14 protein-coding genes are annotated in these 14,794 nt (G+C 43.4%); 9 read left to right on the forward strand and 5 right to left on the reverse strand.

The annotated features are described in order from the left end of the window. Nucleotides 1-8: 8 nt before the first annotated feature. From ACK8P8_RS06670 to ACK8P8_RS06690, 5 genes are all read left to right on the forward strand, one after another. A complete protein-coding gene (locus ACK8P8_RS06670) occupies nt 9-1,235 on the forward strand; it encodes an ABC transporter permease (protein WP_410025639.1) in 1,227 nt (408 codons plus the stop codon). Then, nucleotides 1,232-2,425 (forward strand): ABC transporter permease, encoded by a 1,194-nt coding sequence (locus tag ACK8P8_RS06675; RefSeq protein WP_410025640.1) that lies wholly within the window; start codon nt 1,232-1,234, stop codon nt 2,423-2,425. Before ACK8P8_RS06670 ends, ACK8P8_RS06675 begins: the two co-directional genes overlap by 4 nt. A gap of 19 nt (nt 2,426-2,444) precedes the next feature. Then, nucleotides 2,445-3,911 carry a TolC family protein gene (locus ACK8P8_RS06680; protein WP_410025641.1) on the forward strand — a complete coding sequence of 489 codons (1,467 nt, stop codon included), beginning with the start codon at nt 2,445-2,447 and terminating at the stop codon, nt 3,909-3,911. A gap of 3 nt (nt 3,912-3,914) precedes the next feature. Then, nucleotides 3,915-5,159: an efflux RND transporter periplasmic adaptor subunit gene (locus ACK8P8_RS06685; protein ID WP_186975220.1), complete on the forward strand. Its 1,245-nt coding sequence runs from the start codon at nt 3,915-3,917 to the stop codon at nt 5,157-5,159. A gap of 163 nt (nt 5,160-5,322) precedes the next feature. Next, entirely contained in the window at nt 5,323-6,594 is a 1,272-nt protein-coding gene (locus tag ACK8P8_RS06690; protein WP_410025642.1) for an ATP-binding protein, read from the forward strand. 65 nt (nt 6,595-6,659) lie between these two features. Here the strand turns inward: ACK8P8_RS06690 and ACK8P8_RS06695 are convergent, their stop codons facing one another. Further along, nucleotides 6,660-7,205 carry a porin family protein gene (locus ACK8P8_RS06695; protein WP_292271354.1) on the reverse strand — a complete coding sequence of 182 codons (546 nt, stop codon included), beginning with the start codon at nt 7,203-7,205 and terminating at the stop codon, nt 6,660-6,662. A 34-nt stretch (nt 7,206-7,239) separates the two neighbouring features. Continuing rightward, the gene (locus tag ACK8P8_RS06700; RefSeq protein ID WP_369860650.1) at nt 7,240-8,007 is read right to left on the reverse strand and encodes an RNA methyltransferase; all 768 of its coding nucleotides are present in this window, start codon (nt 8,005-8,007) and stop codon (nt 7,240-7,242) included. A gap of 48 nt (nt 8,008-8,055) precedes the next feature. On the opposite strand from ACK8P8_RS06700, the gene tamL reads away from it, so the two are divergent. The 4 genes from tamL to ACK8P8_RS06720 all read left to right on the forward strand — a co-directional run bounded on the left by tamL (nt 8,056) and on the right by ACK8P8_RS06720 (nt 12,873). After that, nucleotides 8,056-10,392, forward strand: a complete 2,337-nt coding sequence (tamL, locus tag ACK8P8_RS06705; protein WP_255302013.1) for a translocation and assembly module lipoprotein TamL — start codon at nt 8,056-8,058, stop codon at nt 10,390-10,392. A gap of 121 nt (nt 10,393-10,513) precedes the next feature. After that, nucleotides 10,514-11,455 (forward strand): sensor histidine kinase, encoded by a 942-nt coding sequence (locus ACK8P8_RS06710; RefSeq protein WP_369860649.1) that lies wholly within the window; start codon nt 10,514-10,516, stop codon nt 11,453-11,455. A 10-nt stretch (nt 11,456-11,465) separates the two neighbouring features. Beyond that, the gene (locus ACK8P8_RS06715; RefSeq protein ID WP_369860648.1) at nt 11,466-12,116 is read left to right on the forward strand and encodes a response regulator transcription factor; all 651 of its coding nucleotides are present in this window, start codon (nt 11,466-11,468) and stop codon (nt 12,114-12,116) included. 37 nt (nt 12,117-12,153) lie between these two features. Continuing rightward, nucleotides 12,154-12,873 carry a sugar phosphate nucleotidyltransferase gene (locus ACK8P8_RS06720; RefSeq protein WP_369860647.1) on the forward strand — a complete coding sequence of 240 codons (720 nt, stop codon included), beginning with the start codon at nt 12,154-12,156 and terminating at the stop codon, nt 12,871-12,873. 72 nt (nt 12,874-12,945) lie between these two features. On the opposite strand, the gene ACK8P8_RS06725 is transcribed toward ACK8P8_RS06720, so the two are convergent. The 3 genes from ACK8P8_RS06725 to rbr form a co-directional block, all read right to left on the reverse strand. After that, nucleotides 12,946-13,338, reverse strand: a complete 393-nt coding sequence (locus ACK8P8_RS06725; protein WP_099292201.1) for a DUF6146 family protein — start codon at nt 13,336-13,338, stop codon at nt 12,946-12,948. A 269-nt stretch (nt 13,339-13,607) separates the two neighbouring features. Then, complete coding sequence (locus tag ACK8P8_RS06730; protein WP_099292202.1) at nt 13,608-13,985, reverse strand: RidA family protein; 378 nt, start codon at nt 13,983-13,985, stop codon at nt 13,608-13,610. A 160-nt stretch (nt 13,986-14,145) separates the two neighbouring features. After that, nucleotides 14,146-14,718: a rubrerythrin gene (gene rbr / locus ACK8P8_RS06735; protein ID WP_018336532.1), complete on the reverse strand. Its 573-nt coding sequence runs from the start codon at nt 14,716-14,718 to the stop codon at nt 14,146-14,148. Nucleotides 14,719-14,794 lie beyond the last annotated feature (76 nt).

A 14,794-nucleotide genomic window follows, 5' to 3' on the forward strand; every position in this document is an offset into this window, starting at 1 on the left:
ATGCGATTATGAATAAATTGAAGAATTATATCCAATCGGCGGTATACAGTATCATGCATAATAAGGCTTATGCTTTGTTCTGTATCATTGGTACGGCGTTTACGTTCGTGTTTGTTGCTATAGTACTACAACTCGTGTATGATGTGGCTGCTGCCAGTAAAGCTCCTTTCGTTAACGCGAAAAGGGTGATTGTGTTTAGTCGTTTCAATAATGTAAAAGGAGAGGATATAGGAGGAATCTATGCTGGAAGTACTTCTTGGTTGATGGAAAAAATAAAAAACAAGGAAGATTATTTCATGTATTATTATAGTTCGGGTGAGGTGTCGGCAAATGATATATATAAGAATTCTTATTTTGCTTTTGTAAATGGGGGATATTGGAAGATAAATCAGTTTGATTTTATTGAAGGACGGGCTTTCACGGAAGAGGAATGTCAAAACAAAGCAGCTTACGCGGTGGTGAGGGAAGATGTGGCGAATAAATTTTTTAGGAAAGGTGAAGCTATCGGGCAGAAAATGGATATTCAAGGTCGGGAATACACTGTAATTGGCGTTGTAAGTACTTATTCTGTTACTGCGATACAAGCGGATGGGATTTGGGTTCCTTATGTTTTTAATAGTTTTTCTCCGCGGGGATTCGGGTATTATGATCTGGGTGTTTTATTCCCTAGGGATATTTCTATCCAAAGTGCTAAAGAACATGTTGCCGCGGCGATCAAAGAATATTGGGATATGATTCATATCGAGGTGAATATGACGCCGGATAAGTTATATACTTTTCAAGAAGAACGAATTTATAATTTTGGTATTGATTTATATTCTTACGGGATACCCGTTGCTATTCTTTTACTGTTGATGATACCGGCAATAAATATTGTCACGTTGAATATGGCTAACGTGGATAATTATACGACAGAGATTGCTTTGAAGCGAGCTTTGGGTGCTGGTATATTCGATTCGTTCGTGCAGGTAATGACGGAGATATCCATACTGGTAATTATTGGAGCGATTTTAGGGGTGTGTCTGACGTTCCCGATAGCGGATGGGATAAGTATATTATTTTTCAATAGTGGAGAAGATGGACAGGTTTCTCTGGTCGAGAATTTGGATTTCTTCGTTGTTCTATGTGGAGTGTTTCCTCTTGCTCTGTTGTTCACGCTTTTGTCCGGCAGTATACCGGCGTATATGATAGCTAAGAGTAATATTAATATTATGTTGAAAGGAGGTTCAAAATGATACGACATATATTAAAAATACTTTGGTATAACAGGAGAAAATATACCGGGGTGTTGATTGAACAGGTGTTGATATTTATTATTTTGATGGTGAGTTTGGTGTCGTTATTTGAAGCGATTAGTAAATACAGGGAACCGGGTTTGTTAAACACGGATAACGTGATACTTTTCGGGTATATGCTACATGGTGGTGGCGGCGGACAAGGTATGAGTCGGGAGGAACAGTCGGAAGTTGCTCGTTGTATGGATGTTATTATTGAAAAAATGCGAAAAGAGCCGTTTGTAGAAGCGATAACCGAGAGTGTGGGGCTTGCTCCTTATTTGCGGTCGCACCGATATTATGTCGAAATGTATGGCGATACCGTGAGAGCGGATGGTAAGGCTGTCGGGGTTATTGTGAGATTTGCGGATAAAGCGGCAAAAAAAGTGTTCAATCTGGAGTTGGAAGAGGGAACGTGGATAATCGAAGGAACTTTAGAGGACGGTTCCTATCCGGCTATTGTCAGTCGTCAATTGATGGATAAATTAGGATGGCATGACGCGATGGGGCGGAAGTTGCAGATGGGAAACACGTTTACGGTTGTGGGTATTATTGCCGGAATAAAGCAAAGTGTGTTTGCGGATAGTCCGGAGTCAATCATTGTTCCTAAAGAGATAGTGTCGCGATATGGATACAATGAATGTTGTGCTAAAATTAAATCGGGATTTGAAGATGAATTCCACGCTTGTTTCAGTAGAGAGTTTAAGCGTATGGGGTTGGCAAATAAGGCTGTACAAACTTGTTCTAGTATGGAAGATTCAAAAATAGGCTCCATGTATGACACGGTTTCCAGCATCGTGATGCAGGTTGTTCCCACGAGTTTTTTGCTGCTTTTCGCTTTTATCGGGACTTTCGGGTTGTTTTGGTTAAATTCTAAAAAGCGGAAAGTGGAGTTTGCTTTACGTGTGGTTGTTGGTGCAACCAGAAACCGTTTGGTGAGTCTTGTTGTTTTGGAGAGTTTGATATTGAGCGTGATGGCGGCATTGCCGGGAATCTTGCTGTTCTGTTTCGTGTATGAATGGACGGCGGTACACGTGATGACCGTAGGGATAACTTTTGTTATCATGGTTTTGTTCTCGGTGTTTAGCGCGTGGTGGCCTGCTTATCAAGTATCTAAGGTAAATCCGGTAGAGGCGATGAGAGACGAGTAATTTGTAAAATGGAAATTGTATGAAGACGTTTTTGATGATAGGCTGGTTATTGTTCGTGTTGTCTGTGGCAGGGCAGCAGGAAGAAAGGGTGATTTCGCTGGAGGAAGCGATACGTTTGGCGCAAGAGCAGTCATTGGACGCGATGGTGGCGAAGAGTCAGTTGCGGGCGGCGTATTGGCAGTACAGGAATTACAAGGCGGATTTGTTACCGAACGTGAAGTTGGCGGGGACATTGCCGAGTTTCAACAGGACATTGTCGAGTTATCTGAAGGAGGACGGGACGTACAAGTATGTTTCGAGTAATTCGATTTCAGAACAGTTGTCACTGTCCGTGACGCAGAATATCCCGTTGACGGGGGGACAGTTGTCTTTGCAGTCGCAGTTGGAACGGGTGGATCAGTTGGACGGGAACAAAGAAACGGAGTACATGAGCGTGCCTTTTAACGTGGTGTTCTCGCAACCGTTGGTGACGGCGAATCCCTTGAAGTGGAGCATGAAGATCGAGCCGGAGAAGTATAAACAGGCGCGGCAACAATTCGCGGTAAGCATGGAGAGCGTGTCGGTGCAGGCTATCTCTTATTATTTTGATTTGTTGCTGGCGATGATAAACGTGAATATTGACAAGCAGAATTTGAAGAGTTCCGAGAAGCTGGTACAGATTGCCCAAGGGAAGCGGGAGCGGGGATTGATTTCCGATAATGATTTGTTGCAGTTGAAACTGAATTACTTGAACGCTTCGTCTTCCTTGATACAGACGGAACAGGCGTACGAGCAGAAGATGTTTGCCTTGCGGAACTATTTGGGGTATAACGATCGGGTGGTGATCGTGCCGGAGATACCGGGGGAGTGTCCGGAAATCGAGGTGACGTTCAAACACGTGATCGAATTGGCGAACAGGAATAATCCTTTCCGTTACGAGGTGGTTTGCCGTTTGTTGGAAGCACAGCAGCAAGTGGCGGGGGCGAAAGCCGGACGGGGTTTTCAAGCGGATATTTACGCCTCTATCGGGTTCACGGGAAGTGATAAGAACTTTAAGGACACGTACAATAACCTGCGCAACCGGGAATCGGTGAGTCTGGGAATCAGTATTCCTTTGCTGAACTGGGGAAAAGGCAGGGGACAGGTGGAACTTGCCCGTTCCCGGGAAGAGATTGCCAAGATGCAGGTGGAACAGGATATGCAGGCTTTCGAGCAAAACGTGTTGACCACGGTGAAACAGTATCAGGAGCAGAACCGGTTGAACGAGATCGTGCGTCTGGCGGATACCGTGGCACAGAAACGATACAAGACGGCGTACGAGACTTTCGTGCTAGGGCAAATCAGTGTGCTTGACTTGAACACGGCACAGACGGAGCAGGACAATGCCCGGCGCACGTATATCAGCCAATTGTATTCGTCGTGGGTGTATTTTTATAACCTGCGGAAATTGACATTGTATGATTTCGAGAAGAAAGAAGATATTATTTACCAACAAGAAAAATATTGAAGTATGGATCAGGCTATTTCTCCGGAGATGAAGAAACGACGTAAAAAGAAATTGATAATAAAAGTCGTTATTACCGTGATGGCAAGCGTGGGGATGTTTTGGTTTTTGGTGGGCGTGTTTCAGCCCAAGATACGGGGTGCGGAGGTGAATTTCGGGACAGTGGACGAGGGAGCCGTGGAGGTTTCCGTGTACGCCACGGGGAAGGTTGTGCCTTTTGCCGAGGAGATTGTGACTTCGCCGGTATCCTCGAAGGTATTGGAGGTGTACAAGAAATCGGGTGACCGGGTGGAGAAGGGGGAACCGTTGTTGCAGTTGGATCTGGAAACGATCCGGACGGATTATGAAACCAAAAAGGAGTCGCTGGAGATGCAGTTGAGCAAATTGGATTTGCAACGAAAAACGATAGCGAGTGATTTGGCGGAGATGAAGATGCAAATTGATATCGACGAGATGATGTTGAAACGTACGTTGGTGGCGTTGAATAACGAGCGCTATCTGGATAGTATCGGGGCGAGCACTCAAGAGAAAGTGAGGGAGGCGGAGTTGAATTACACGGTGAAGCAGATGCAGCAGGAGCAACTGAAGCGCAAGTTCGAGAACAAGCAAAGTGCCTCTCGATCGGAAATCCGGTCGTTGGAATTGGATTACAAGATAGCCAAAAAGAATATTGACTTGTTGTACAAAACGTTGGGTGAAGCGCAGGTACTGGCACCACGTTCTGCCACGTTGACGTGGATTAACGATCAAGTAGGTTCTTCCGTGTCACAGGGAAGCAATCTGGCGATATTATCCGATTTGTCGAGTTTTAAAGTGGAAGGGGAGATTGCCGATAGTTATGCGGATAAGATTACCACGGGTAACCGGGTGAACGTGGTGATCGGGAGCGAGAAACTTGCCGGGACAGTCGGGAATGTCACTCCCTCGGTGAATAACGGGATTATCAAGTTTGTCGTGTTCCTGACGGAGCATAGCAACACCCGTTTGCGTTCCGGGCTGAAAGTGGATGTGCATGTTACCCACGCCATGAAAGACGACGTGTTACGAATCCCGACGGGAGCTTATTACATGGGTAAAGGCGATTACGATATGTGGGTAGTGAACGGCGACCGTGCCGAGAAACGAAAAGTCGTGCTGGGCGAGAGTGGTTTTGAACACGTGGAGGTCGTGCAGGGACTGACTTCGGGAGAGAAAGTGATATTGTCGGATATGGGAAGGTACCGGGATAAGGAGGTGCTGTATATAAAATGATCGCCCGCGGCAGTTACGGGTTTTATCTAAGTATATTTCGGCAAAATACTTATTTTACCGAAATATACTTAGATAAAAATGAGTTTTTTTTGAAATATGTTTCGGTAAATTGAATAGATAGTTGTAATTTTGTGGGGAAAATATCGTATAAATTCAATTTAATATGGAAAAGACACTTATTCGTCAGAATCCACAATGGAGCAATATAGATTTCAAAGATTTGTGTAATAGAGATATTATGGCGAATCTATTGAAAAAAAAGAATCTGCGTCACGTGCAAATCCTAACAGGGGTTCGTCGTTGTGGTAAATCTACGATTTTCAAGTTGTTAATAAATGATTTATTGGCTACAGGAATAGAAGGTAAGGAAATTTTAGTACTGAATCTGGATGATCCTCAATTTATTCCTTTTTGGGATAGTTCATCCAAACTTTTTAGTGTGATAGAAAATGCCGAGAAGTTGACGGGTATTAAGGTTAAATATCTGTTTTTAGATGAGGTGCAACACATACAGGATTGGGAACTTTTTGTGAAAAGTGTTTATGATAGTAATTTGTTTACTAAAATATATATAACCGGTTCTAATTCTAATTTATTGCAGAATCGCTTTTCTGCTTTACTATCAGGTCGCTATTTTGAGAATGAAGTACGTCCGTTTTCTCTTTCTGAAGTACTTCGGGCAAAAGGATTTTCTACTTTGCTTGATTGCTATCATAACACACCGGATGTCTTGCGTATTGTAGATAGTGTTTTATTGTATGGTAGTTTTCCGGAAATTGTGTTGAGTGATGTCGATGAGAATATCAAGTTGGAATTATTGAAAAGTTATTTTGATTCCATTGTGCAGAAAGATTGTATTATCTATAATAATATTCGCGATACTTATTTGTTTTATCGCCTTGTCAACTATTTGTTACAATACGTGGGTAATCGTTTTTCAATACCCACGGTAGCTAAAGCGTTGAAAAGTAACGAAAATACAATTTTGACTTATTTGAACTACCTGTGTGATAGTTATATTTGTTCGGATGTGCGTAATTTTTCCTATTCATTGAAAGAAACGAATCGTTCGCAGCATAAATGTTATTGTATTGATAATGGGTTAATTGTGGCTAACGTGTTTCGTTATTCACCGCAGAGTGGGAATGCCTTGGAAAACTTGGTCTATAATGAGTTGAAAAACAAGGGGTATGAAAACATATCGTTTGATAATAGTAAGACGGAATGTGACTTTATAGCATACAAAGATGGTGAAGCACATTGTTTTCAAGTATGTTATGAATTAAATGAAATGAATAGCATGAGGGAATTAAAAGGTTTTGTGACTGATGTGGTTTCATTGAAATCAAAGACACTGATTACGTATAATCAAAAAGACACTTGTGACGATATAAAGGTTGTTCCTATCTGGGAATGGGTTATTAGTGGAAGTTAAAAGTGAATAGCTAAAAACTAAAGGTTAGAATACACTTGTAGTTTTTAGCTATTATTTTCAGTTCATCAGATAATCTTGAATCCAAGAGTCAAGTTCCATGATTTCGGGGCTTTGATGCCGTCACCGAATTTCTTTAAACCGAATTCGTAGTCGATATCGAAAGTAACTTTCCATACATCTACACCGGCGCCGACTTTACCGTTCCACATCATCTTGTCGGTGTCAAACATATCTTTTTTAAGTTTTTTTGTTGTGAAAGAGGCTACCGGACCAACGAATCCGCGAAGTTTGAAGATCGGGAGTTCCAGTATATGGTAACCGACCATAACCGGAATGTCAATAGAGCTGTATTTGAATTTCCCGATATTTCCGGCGGTAACTTTACTTTCCTTGTGAGCGAAGTTTAAAGCCGGTTCCAGATAAATACTTCCGAAATTGATTCTGGCAAAGGCACCGATCATGTATCCGCCGTGGGATTCTACTTTGTACTCTTTTGCTTTGATTTTCGCATCGTTCCAACCGCCGTGGATACCCAGACTGATAGGGAGGGATTGAGCCATGGTAGTTAAACCGATAAGGCTGAAGAACGCTAAAATTACAATCTTTTTCATACTGTTCTTTTTTGTGTGATTAAATAAATTGTTGCTATTTATATTCTATCCGTTTAAATTCCGAGAGGATGATGCCGGTGGCAACGCCCACGTTCAGGGATTCCGTCGAATAGGGGCTGTGTGCAAAGCTGGGGATTGTTATTTTTCGGGTAACAAACCTTTCTATTTCGGGACTGATACCGTTCCCCTCGTTTCCCATGACGATAAATCCTTTCGTTCGAAGTTCAGTCCGGTAGATGTTTTCTCCTTCCAGAAACGCCCCGTAACAGGGGAAATTCTGATCCACGAATCGCGGGATAAATTCAACAAGATCCAAGTAGAACACGTTCACCCTGAAAATTGCACCCATACTCGCTTGAACGGATTTCGGGTTAAAAATGTTCGCACAATCATGGTCACAAAACACGTGCCTAACTCCAAACCAATCACTCAAGCGGAGAATCGTGCCGAGATTACCGGGATCTTGAATACCGTTGAGCACGATGCTAAGCTCATTTTTTATTTCTTCCGGCGAGTGTTCTTTGACCGGAATCTGTGCCAAAGCGATTACTTCGGGGAGGGATTTGAAGTTGGAAACTCGTCCCATTTCAATTTCGTTGACTTCTATCGTGTTGTATGACTGTGCTTTTTGCCTGTTGCGTTCAATCCACGAGGGACGGGCGATCAAGGTGTCAACCTTCATGTCGGAAAGGAATAATTCCTGCACGAGTTTTTCACCCTCTATTTTGAACAAATTATATTTTTCCCTGAATTTCTTTTTTTCAAGGTTTTGGATTATATTTGTTAAGTGTTTACTAAGCATACTTTTCAAGTTTGCTGATTAGAATTAAAACACAAACATAGTATTTTTTTGAGATTTTTGAGCATGCGTGGAGCGTACAAGATAAGTTTTATTCTTTTTATATTCTACTTCCTGTATTCGTGTTCCCCGACGAAGTATGTCGGGAAGGATGAGTATTTGTTGGATCACGTGAAGGTGAAAGTGGATGATTACAAGCTGAATAGGAGTGATGTGAGGCGGAGTATACGACAAAAACCGAACACCCGGATTCTGGGTACCGTGCGGTTCCATTTGGGGCTTTATAATTTAAGCGGACGGAACGAAAAAAAGAAATTTAATCAATGGTTGCGTCGTATCGGGGAGGCTCCCGTGATTTACGATCCCTTTTTAACGAAACGGAGTGTCGAGCAAATAGAATTATTCCTTCACAATAAAGGATTCTATCAAGCGGAAGTGCATGATACGGTGTATTACAAGAAGAAAAGGGCGAACGTGGAGTATAAGGTGAAAGTCGGTCCCGTGACCTCGATCGAGAGTATAAAATTTGATGCCCCCGAAGGACGGCCGGAAAATCGGATCGCGGAAGAAAGCGGTTTAATGGCGAATTACCGGAGAGACACGGTGAACACGCTGTTGGAGAAAAATGCACCTTTGGATTTGGACGTGCTGGACGACGAGCGGGAAAGGATCACGAAAGCGCTTCGGGAAAAAGGGTACTTCAACTTCTCGAAGAATTTTATTCGTTTTATGGCAGACACGTCGACTGTGAAAAAAGAGAATATGGCAAAAGTCTTCGTGCGTATTGTCGAGAATGCCGTGGACAGTAATGCCTACAAGCGTTATTTCGTGCGGAATATCAGCGTCAACTTTGACTATGATCCTCTCGTGAGCGCGGAACAGGTTGCTGCGACCTATAATTCATTGGTGTATAACGGGTACACGATATTGTACAAGGATAAGTTGAAAATCAAGCCGAAGATGATTATCGAGACGATACAGTTGCAGCGAATGGAATTGTACGATGCGCAACGGGTGATTGATACTTACGTGCGTTTACAGGCGTTGAATCTTTTCAAGCTGGTGAATATCGACTTCAAAGAGGTGGAATCCGACGGGGAGGTGAAAGCGTTGGATTGCACGATACAGTTGTCCCCCGTGAAAAGACAGTCATATAACGTGTTCTTGGAAGGAACTCATAATTCGGGTAACTTGGGAGTCGGGGGAAACTTCACGTATAACCACCGTAACGTGTTTCGGGCGGGCGAGAATATCTCTGCCAGCGTGTGGGGAAGCCTGCGTAAGGAGCAAGTGAACGGGGAGGGAAAATTATTTAATACCACGGAGATCGGGGCGGAATTGAAACTCGTGACGCCGCAGTTCTGGATGCCTTTCTTGCGGATGAAAGATTTCCGTCGGAATTATGCCCCGAAGACGTCGATATCTTTCTCTTACAGTTATGAATACACGCCTTATTATACCCGTTCGATTGCCAACGCCCGGTTCGGTTACTTGTGGCGGAAAGCGGATAAGAAATGGCGGTATAATTTTGATTTGATCGATTTGAATTACGTGTTGATGAAGGATGTCGACAAGAGTTTTATTGACGGGCTGAAAAATGAGTATATCAAGAATGCCTACACGGACCACATGATTCTTTCGGCCGTGTTCTCCGCGACCTTTACCGATCAGCTTCTGAACGCGAAAGCAATGAATTATAATTATTTCCGGGTGAACGTGGAAACTTCCGGTAACGTGTTGAACGCGATAGATCGCCTTTCCGGCGGCAAGAAGACAGGTGAGAGTCTGGACGAGAAATATTATAAGTTGTTGGGTGTACGGTACGCGCAATTTGTCAAATCGGATGCCGAATACCGTTACAATTGGTATATCAACCGGGCGAACTCCCTCGTCGGGCGTTTCTTTGTCGGTTGCGGTTACCCGTACGGGAACATGAAAGTGTTGCCTTTCGAGGAGGCCTTTTACGGGGGAGGGGCTAACGATATGCGGGCTTGGCAGGCTCGGACACTGGGACCGGGGTCATATCTGGCAACGGAAAAGTACCCGAATAGCGTGGGGGATTTCAAGTTGGCAGCCAATATCGAGTATCGTTTCAAATTACTTTGGCTACTGGAGGGTGCTTTGTTCCTCGATGCCGGAAACGTGTGGAATATCAACCCGAAAGAAACCCGTCACGGTGCAAAATTGAATTACAATTTCTTCAACCAGATAGCGATAGGTACGGGAGCCGGATTACGATTGAACGCTAATTTCTTCCTTCTGCGTTTCGACTTGGGTATAAAACTGAAAGATCCCGCGCTCCCCGCCGGACAGCGTTTCGTGTTGTTTAACTCGGGCGGAGGTTTCCGTCGTTCGGTATTTAATGTGGCAATCGGGTATCCGTTCTAGCAGGGTAAAAGCGTTTTAACGTATTTGCCCTGTGGCGTTTGGTAAATTTGTAAATTATACCGATATTTGACAGATAACTTTTATCTTTTAGTTTTTAACTTTTAATTTAATATATCTCTTGGTGACACAGATCGTTGTATATTTATCGTTGTTGTTGCAGATCGTGGCGATGGGATTTGCAATCAGTTTATTTAAGCGGACAAAATTCAACGCGGCGTGGATATTGATTTCCACGGGCTTTTTTCTTATGGCGATTTACCGGGCGATAGAGTTGGTGCCGTCCATGCACCGGGGAGAATCGGAAGAGTTATACCAGACGAAAGTATGGCTGTCGTTCGTGATTTCCTTGGCATTTGCCATCGGGGCATTTTATATACGGAAAGTATTTCAATTCCTGCGGCGTTTGGACGGGATACGGAGTGAAACGGAGAAAAGGGTTTTGTCGGCAGTGATCCGCACGGAGGAACAGGAAAGGCAACGATTTGCCAAAGAATTGCATGACGGTCTGGGACCGTTGCTGAGCGTGATAAAAATGCTGCTTTCCGGTTTTGACCATAGTAATACCCCGGAGGTAAACGAGAAGATCAAGGGAAACTTGAAACTGGCAGTAGACGAGGCCATCGTGGGAGTCCGGGAGATATCCGCGAATATCAGTCCGCACATATTGAACAATTTCGGGCTAAAGGATGCCGTGGGGTCATTTATCAAGAAATTGCGTCCGGCCGAAGGTATCGAGATAACTTTTGAAACAAATGTAGAGAATCGCCGTTTCGCTTATAACGTCGAGGTTATCATGTATCGTGTGGTTTGCGAATTGCTCAATAACACGCTGCGCCATGCCGAAGCGAGTAAAATCAGTATTGACCTGCAATTGCAAAATGATATCCTATACCTCGAATACGAGGATAACGGCATGGGATTTGACGTGAAACTGGCGGAAAGTGACGGGGGAATGGGATTGAGTAATATGCAATATCGTCTGAACTCCGGTAACGGGGATATCAAGATATTGAGCGAGCGGGGAAAGGGAATGATTGCCCGGGCTTTTATAAAATGTAAGTAGTTGTTTGAATATGGATAAATTGAGAATATATCTGGTCGACGACCACAAGTTATTTCGCGAGGGATTGAAGCTGTTGCTCTCGACGCAGGATTTCGTGCGACATATCTACGAGGCTTCGAACGGTCGGGAGTTTATCGAGAATCTCTCGTTCGTGGATTGTGACGTGGTACTCATGGATATCGAGATGCCGGGAATGAACGGGATCGAGGCGACGGTCGAGGCGATGAAGATGAAGCCCGGCTTGAAAATTATCGTGCTTTCCATGTACGGGGACGAGCAATATTATTACAAGATGATCGACGCGGGAGCGAAAGGATTTTTGTTGAAAAATTCCGGTATTGATAAAGTGGTAACGGCGATTCAAAAGGTGGCGGAAGGGGAGAGTTTCTTCTCGGAAGAGTTGTTGGTGAATATCTTGAATAATATGCGGGATAATAAAAATGACGTGCCGGAAGTGGTGGATAATGACATTTCGGAACGGGAATTGGAAATATTGTACCACGTTTGCCGCGGGCTTTCCAACCAAGAGATTGCCGACGAGTTGTTTATCAGTAAACGAACGGTGGATAAACACCGTGCCAATCTGCTAAGCAAGACGGGATGTCGCAATACTGCCGCGTTAGTTATGTACGCCATAAAGAACAACATAATAGAGATCTGAAAGCTACAAGATAAATCATTAAATTTAAAATTAGTTGATGAATGGAATGATTTTCGCCGCCGGATTAGGCACACGGCTAAGACCGTTGACGGATGACCGCCCGAAGGCTTTGGTGGAATTGAACGGGAAAGCCTTGTTGGAACGGGTGATCGGGAGAATGAAAGAAGTGAAGGTCGAGCGTTTGGTGATAAACATTCATCATTTTGCCGATCAGATAAAGGTCTTTCTACGCGAGCATGAGAATTTCGGAATGGATATCGTTCTGTCCGAAGAGCGGGAAAGATTGCTTGATACGGGGGGAGGAGTTCTGAAAGCCCGTGATTTATTTCTTCCTGACACTCCGGTGCTGATACACAACGTGGACATATTAACCGATCTGGATTTGAATGCTTTGATTCGGCAGCACGAGGAACACGACGCGTATGCCACGTTAGTGGTGAAGCCTTGTCTGGCAGATCGGGTGTTAAAGTTTAATGGCGGTATATTGAAAGGTTGGGAGAACAAGCGGACTGGAGAACAGAAAATCGTGGACGACGGTTTTTATAGGGCGAAAGAATACAACTATTGCGGGATACAGGTGCTTAGTCCCGAATATTTACATAACATGATCCATGGGGATGTTTTCTCTATCATCGACGAACATCTGGCACAAGCAAAGAATCATCCTATCGAACTTTTTCAACATGACGGACTTGCCTTTGACCTCGGAACTCCGGAGGCGATAAAAGAGGCAAACGGGATGATTTACGATTTATGATTTACGATTTCGGATTGAAAAAAAGATATAGCCTCGTGTGGTTGAAATCTAAAATCGTAAATCTAAAATCATTTAAATGCTTCTGCTTCCCGGTATCAGTTTGATGTGATTCGTGTCCTCGAAGAATTTGAAATACATGTATAGCTTGTAATTAAAATCGAAGCCGTAGTTTTTATTCATACTATAATCGATATAACTGTTTATCCTCGGATCGCCCATGGCATAGCGCCTGTTCCATTCGATGGAGTATTGCAGATTCATGCTTTGATAATATTCGTTGCTGTGTTGGTTTGCGACGGATTGGTGAGTTGCCAGCCAATAGTCGAACCCGGAATCGAAAACGATTAATTCATATTGCGCGGAGTCTTTGATAGCGCAACGTCCCTTCTTGTTTTGGGTAATGTCTTTCTGTGAGGCACACGAGCAAAAGAAGGCAAGCACGAGAAGAAATCCGAATGTTCTCATAATCATTGTTTTTATGTGTTTATAAGTGCAGTCCAAGTTACGAAAAAAAACGGAGAAAAACAAAAATCATGACATGATCCATGTATCGCCCTCTCGTCCATAAGGTCTGAATGTCCATAATGTCATAAGGTCAAATCTATCGGAATGTTTTGTTTATGATGCTGTATATCATTGTGTTATTGCGTCGTGAACTTTATGGACTTTAGGAGCCGGAGGCTCGACTTTATAGACATTACAGACAGGAGGTGTGTTTGACACACCTCCTTTTTTTATTTCACGGCTATCGTTTCGATCTCCACCATAGCGCCCATGGGAAGTGCTTTCACGGCGAACGCGGCACGTGCCGGGCAGTCACTCTTGTAGAATTGCGCGTATACTTCGTTCATTTCAGCGAAATAAGACATATCACCGAGTAAACAAGTTGATTTAACCACGTTGTCGAAAGTGTATCCGGCTTCTTCGAGGATATAACCGATGTTCTTCAAACATTGTTCGGTTTGCTCTTTCACGCCACCTTCCGCGAATTTACCGGTGTTCACGTCAATAGGAAGTTGTCCGCTGATATAGAGCGTTCCATTGGCTTCAATAGCTTGACTGTAAGGCCCGATTGCTTTCGGTGCTTTCGGTGAATTGATAACTTTTTTCATAATGACTTTTATTTTATTGATTTAAAAATATAATTCTATTTCCTCGACGCAAATATAACGAAAATCACCTTGTTATTTTTCTACCACGTGTAAAAATAAAAAACTGAAAGCCGGAAAAATATATCCCCGGCTTTCAGTTTTTAACTATTAACTTTTCTCGTTAATAGTTGTTCTTCTTTTCTTCAAAGTATGCTTGCGGATGAGCACATGCCGGGCATGCTTTCGGGGCGGTCTTGCCTTTATGCACGTAACCGCAGTTACGGCATTGCCACAGGATTTCTTCATCTCTCTCGAATACTTTTCCTTCTTCAACGCGAGCGAGTAAAGTTCTGTAACGAGCCTCGTGTTCAGCCTCTACTTTCGCGATATTGCGGAATACGGCAGCGATAGCGGTAAATCCTTCTTCTTCGGCTACTTTGGCAAATTCAGGGTAAAGGTCTGCCCATTCTTCGTTTTCACCTTCGGCGGCAGCTTTCAGGTTTTCAGCGGTAGTTCCGATAATTCCCGCGGGGTAAGACGCCGTGATTTCAACCATTCCGCCTTCCAAGAACTTGAAGAATCTCTTGGCGTGTTCTTTTTCTTGTTCCGCGGTTTCCATGAATACTCCGGCGATTTGCTCGAAGCCTTCTTTTTTAGCCACGCTTGCAAAGAAAGTGTAACGACTTCTGGCTTGTGATTCACCAGCAAATGATTTCAATAAGTTCTGTTCTGTTTTTGTTCCTTTAATACTCATAGTCTTATATATTAGCTGTTGTTGTATTTTCGCATTACAATATTACTACAATTTGAGGAAGCAAACAAATATTTAT

The organism is Butyricimonas muris, from assembly GCF_046365375.1.
Classification (GTDB): Bacteria; Bacteroidota; Bacteroidia; order Bacteroidales; family Marinifilaceae; genus Butyricimonas; species Butyricimonas muris.

Coding starts and splice junctions, on each gene's coding strand:
- ACK8P8_RS06675 (WP_410025640.1), top strand. CDS start 1,232: ATGATACGACATATATTAAAAATACTTTGGTATAACAGGAGAAAATAT.
- rbr (WP_018336532.1), bottom strand. CDS start 14,718: ATGAGTATTAAAGGAACAAAAACAGAACAGAACTTATTGAAATCATTT.
- ACK8P8_RS06700 (WP_369860650.1), bottom strand. CDS start 8,007: ATGCTTAGTAAACACTTAACAAATATAATCCAAAACCTTGAAAAAAAG.
- ACK8P8_RS06685 (WP_186975220.1), top strand. CDS start 3,915: ATGGATCAGGCTATTTCTCCGGAGATGAAGAAACGACGTAAAAAGAAA.
- ACK8P8_RS06690 (WP_410025642.1), top strand. CDS start 5,323: ATGGAAAAGACACTTATTCGTCAGAATCCACAATGGAGCAATATAGAT.
- ACK8P8_RS06670 (WP_410025639.1), top strand. CDS start 9: ATGAATAAATTGAAGAATTATATCCAATCGGCGGTATACAGTATCATG.
- ACK8P8_RS06730 (WP_099292202.1), bottom strand. CDS start 13,985: ATGAAAAAAGTTATCAATTCACCGAAAGCACCGAAAGCAATCGGGCCT.
- ACK8P8_RS06695 (WP_292271354.1), bottom strand. CDS start 7,205: ATGAAAAAGATTGTAATTTTAGCGTTCTTCAGCCTTATCGGTTTAACT.
- ACK8P8_RS06720 (WP_369860647.1), top strand. CDS start 12,154: ATGAATGGAATGATTTTCGCCGCCGGATTAGGCACACGGCTAAGACCG.
- ACK8P8_RS06725 (WP_099292201.1), bottom strand. CDS start 13,338: ATGAGAACATTCGGATTTCTTCTCGTGCTTGCCTTCTTTTGCTCGTGT.
- ACK8P8_RS06715 (WP_369860648.1), top strand. CDS start 11,466: ATGGATAAATTGAGAATATATCTGGTCGACGACCACAAGTTATTTCGC.
- ACK8P8_RS06680 (WP_410025641.1), top strand. CDS start 2,445: ATGAAGACGTTTTTGATGATAGGCTGGTTATTGTTCGTGTTGTCTGTG.